This is a genomic window from Actinosynnema sp. NPDC023658 (assembly GCF_040639995.1).
Lineage (GTDB): Bacteria > Actinomycetota > Actinomycetes > Mycobacteriales > Pseudonocardiaceae > Actinosynnema.
The window spans coordinates 1-3,328 of the sequence record NZ_JBFAAX010000546.1 but is presented as its reverse complement, the minus strand read 5'-3'; the positions used below and the strand labels follow the sequence as shown (position 1 = coordinate 3,328).

Here is a 3,328-nt window from a genome sequence, read left to right as displayed (position 1 = left end):
GCGTCGGTGTCCGGCCAGCGGGTCATGATGGTGGTTGCGGCGGTCTCGCCCTGGGCGGCGGTGAAGTCGCCGGGGACCGTTCGGGACGGTGCGCCGGCCTCCCCCACCGCCCGTTGGTACGCGGTCAGCGCGCGTTGGGTGCACGGGAGCCACGGTGGGCCGGTGATCATGGCCACCCGGCGTCGGCCGCCGGCCAGGAGGTGTTCCACGACGCGGGTGGTGGCGGTGGCGTTGTCGACGTCAAAGGCCGGTACGTCGCGCGTGCCGACGCCGATGGCCGCGATCCGGCCGCGGGCGGACCTGGGGGCGGCGGCCAGTGCGGGAGCGGTCGGGTTGACCACGACGATCCCGCCGATGCCGCGGTTCTCCGCCAACCTGCCGAGCTCGCCGGGGTCGTGCAGGGGCAGCCAGTGGAGGGACACGCCGACCTCGCGGGCGGCGGCTACTTCGGCGGTCGCGGCGACCACGCGGGCGACGTAGGGATCGTTGAGGACGTGCGCGCTCCGGCCGCCGACGGCGACCGCGATCCGCGTGCCGCTGCGGGTGGCGAGGGCGCGGGCGGCGGCGTGGGGGACGTAGGCGAGTTCTCGGGACGCTGCGGCGACTCGGCGGCGTGCGCTGTCCGACGCCGGACCGCGACCGCTCAGCACGCGGGACGCGGTTGCGGTGGACACGCCCGCCAGGCGTGCCACGTCCTCCAGCGTCGCCTCACCAGGTTTCCCGACCACCGCACCAGTCTGCCGGCACACGCGCTGACCAGCGAAGGAACAAAGGGTCAGAAGGCCGGAAGTGAGAGCGAGCGCTGAGATGTCGGCACGTGTGGGGCGATTGAGGCCCGAGTGCGGGCGCTTGTGGTGCAAGCGCTTGCACAGGTGAGGTCAGGTGACCTGGGACGCGACCGGGGAGATAGGACCAGGAGTAGGGGGAGCGCGATGGCCACCAAGGATGCGCACGAGATCGCCGGCCAAGACACCCGGGAGACTGCGGCCGGGTGGGGAAGGGTGCGTAAGGCGGAGGGCCGGGTGGGGGTTCGGAGGGCGGTGGTCGGGGTTGGGGTGACGTTCGGCCTCAACGGGGTGGCGGTGGCGTCGTGGTTCGCCCGCGTTCCCGCCGCACGGGACGCGCTCGGCCTCGGCGCGGGCGCGTTGGGGTTGTTGTTGCTGGCCGCGTCGGCCGGCGCGACGGTGGCCATGGTGTCGGCCGGCGTGGTGACGCACCGGCTCGGGGCGCGGCGGGCGGTGTGCTTGTCGGCGGTCGGGGTGTCGGTCGGGCTCGTGGTCGCGGGTGTCGCGATCGGGACGTGGCCTTCGGCGGTGGTGGCGGGGGTCGGGTTGTTCCTGCTCGGCTACGGGTCGGGGACCTGCAACGTGGCGATGAACGTGGAGGCGGCGGCGGTCGAGCGGGCGGTCGGGCGGACGGTGATGCCGAGGTTCCACGCGGTGTGGAGCCTGGGCACGGTCGTCGCGGCCGGGTTGGCGGCGCTGGCGGCGCAGCTGGTCCTGCCGGTGACGGCGCACTTGGCGGGCGTCGCGGTGGTGGTGCTGGTCGGCACGCTCGTCGCCGCGCGGTCCTACGGGTACGGCGGCGACGCGGCGCCGGCCGGGGCGAAGAGCGGAGTGCTGGCGGCTTGGCGGGAGCCGCGGACGGTGCTGATCGGGTTGTTGGTGCTGGTGTTGGCGTTCACCGAGGGCAGTGCGAACGACTGGGTCGCGGTGGCGTTCGTGGACGGGTACGCGTTCGGGCCGGCGGCGGGTGCGGCGGTGTTCGGGGTGTTCGTGGCCACGATGACGCTCGGGCGGGTGGTGGGCACGGTCGCGCTGGACCGCTGGGGACGGGTGCCGGTGGTGGTCGTGAGCATGGTGGTGGCGATCGTGGGTGTGGCGGTGGCGGTGCTGGCGGGGTCGCCCGCGGTGGCCGTGGGCGGGGTGGCGTTGTGGGGCCTGGGCACGGCGTTGGGTTTCCCGGTGGGCATGAGCGCGGCGGCGGACGAGAAGGGTCGTGCGGCGGCACGGGTGAGCGTGGTGGCGGTCATCGGGTACACCGCGTTCCTGGCCGGGCCGCCGGTGGTGGGCCTGTTGGGTGATCACGTCGGGGTGCTGCGGGCGTTGCTGGTCGTGCCGCTGCTGCTGGTGCCGGCGCTCGCCTTGGTGCCCACCCTCCGCCCGCCGTCACGCTGAGACGTCACGCTGAGACGTCACGTCGAGGCGGCGGCCGGAGGAAGGCGGGCGGAGGAGGGACTTACTCGGTGCGGAGGGCGGTGGAGGTGGACGTCCTCGCCGCCCAGGTGGCCGGGAGCAGCGCGCCGACGATGGCGATGAGCAGGCCGCCGAGGCCGAGCAGGAGCAGTTCGGGCGGGTCCTGGACGGTGAACGCGGAGGTGGGCAGGCCGATTCCGGCGCTCGTCCCCATGGCGGGCAGGACCCAGCGGTGCAGCGCGACGCCGACCGGCACGCCGATCCCGCCGCCGAGCACGCCGATCACGACCACGGACGCGATGACCATGGCGATGGTCTGCCGAGGGGTCATGCCGAGTGCTTTGTGGACGCCGAGGTCGTGGACGCGTTCGCGGGTGTCGAGCACGACGGCGTTGAGCACGCCCATGGCGGCGACGGCGACGAGCATCAGGGTGAGCACGGCGGTCAGGCTGTTGATCAGGATGATCGTGTCGCTGGCCTGGCCGGACGGGCCGGGTCGGGCGGTGACGCCGAGCGGCTTCAGCGCGGCGTTGAGGCCTTCGGCGTAGGCGGTGACGTCGGTGCCCGGTTCGACGGCGATGTGGTGTTCGGCGGTGGTCGAGTCAGAGGGGAAGGTGGCGGCGTCGGTGAGGACGACCATGCCGTCGTTGCTCATCTCGAAGACGTCCCCGACGATGCGCACGGTGACGGCCTTGTCGCCGTCGTGCACCGTGACGGTGTCGCCCACTCGGGTGCCGGTGGCGGTCAGGAACGGGGTGGGTGCGACGGCTTCGCCGGGTCGGGTGAACCACCTGCCGGAGACCATCCGGTAGCCGTCCCAGGTGGCGTCGCCGGTGAAGGAGACGACGCTGGTGGTGCCGGCCACGCCGGGGACGGTCACGGGTGTGCGGGTGGTGCGGTAGTGGGCGCGGGTGCCGGGTCGGGCGTCGACGACGGCGGCGACGGCGGCCGGGTCGGGGTCAGGAGTGCCGACACCGGGACCAGGACCGGGGCCGGGACCGGGGCCGGGACCAGGACCGGGCTCGCGATCGGGGCCGGCGACGCCGATGGTGACGTCGGCCGAGTCGTGGTCGCGGGCGATCTGCACCTGGTTGAGCGAGGACGCGAGGATTCATCGTCGGCGTGCGCGCGGC

The 3,328-nt window shown here is 73.9% G+C and carries 3 protein-coding genes; 1 reads left to right on the top strand and 2 read right to left on the bottom strand.

Going from position 1 to position 3,328, the window contains the following annotated elements:
* Positions 1 to 728 (bottom strand): LacI family DNA-binding transcriptional regulator (locus AB0G02_RS30840; RefSeq protein ID WP_360800979.1); only part of this gene is annotated, 728 nt, incomplete at its 3' end.
* Positions 729 to 1,022: 294 nt separating this feature from the next.
* Between AB0G02_RS30840 and AB0G02_RS30835 the strand changes: the two genes are divergently transcribed.
* Entirely contained in the window at positions 1,023 to 2,177 is a 1,155-nt protein-coding gene (locus tag AB0G02_RS30835) for an MFS transporter (RefSeq protein ID WP_360800976.1), read from the top strand.
* Between the two features lie 61 nt (positions 2,178 to 2,238).
* Here the strand turns inward: AB0G02_RS30835 and AB0G02_RS30830 are convergent, their stop codons facing one another.
* On the bottom strand, positions 2,239 to 3,282 hold the full coding sequence (locus AB0G02_RS30830) for an ABC transporter permease (RefSeq protein ID WP_360800973.1): 1,044 nt from the start codon (positions 3,280 to 3,282) through the stop codon (positions 2,239 to 2,241).
* Positions 3,283 to 3,328: the final 46 nt, after the last annotated feature.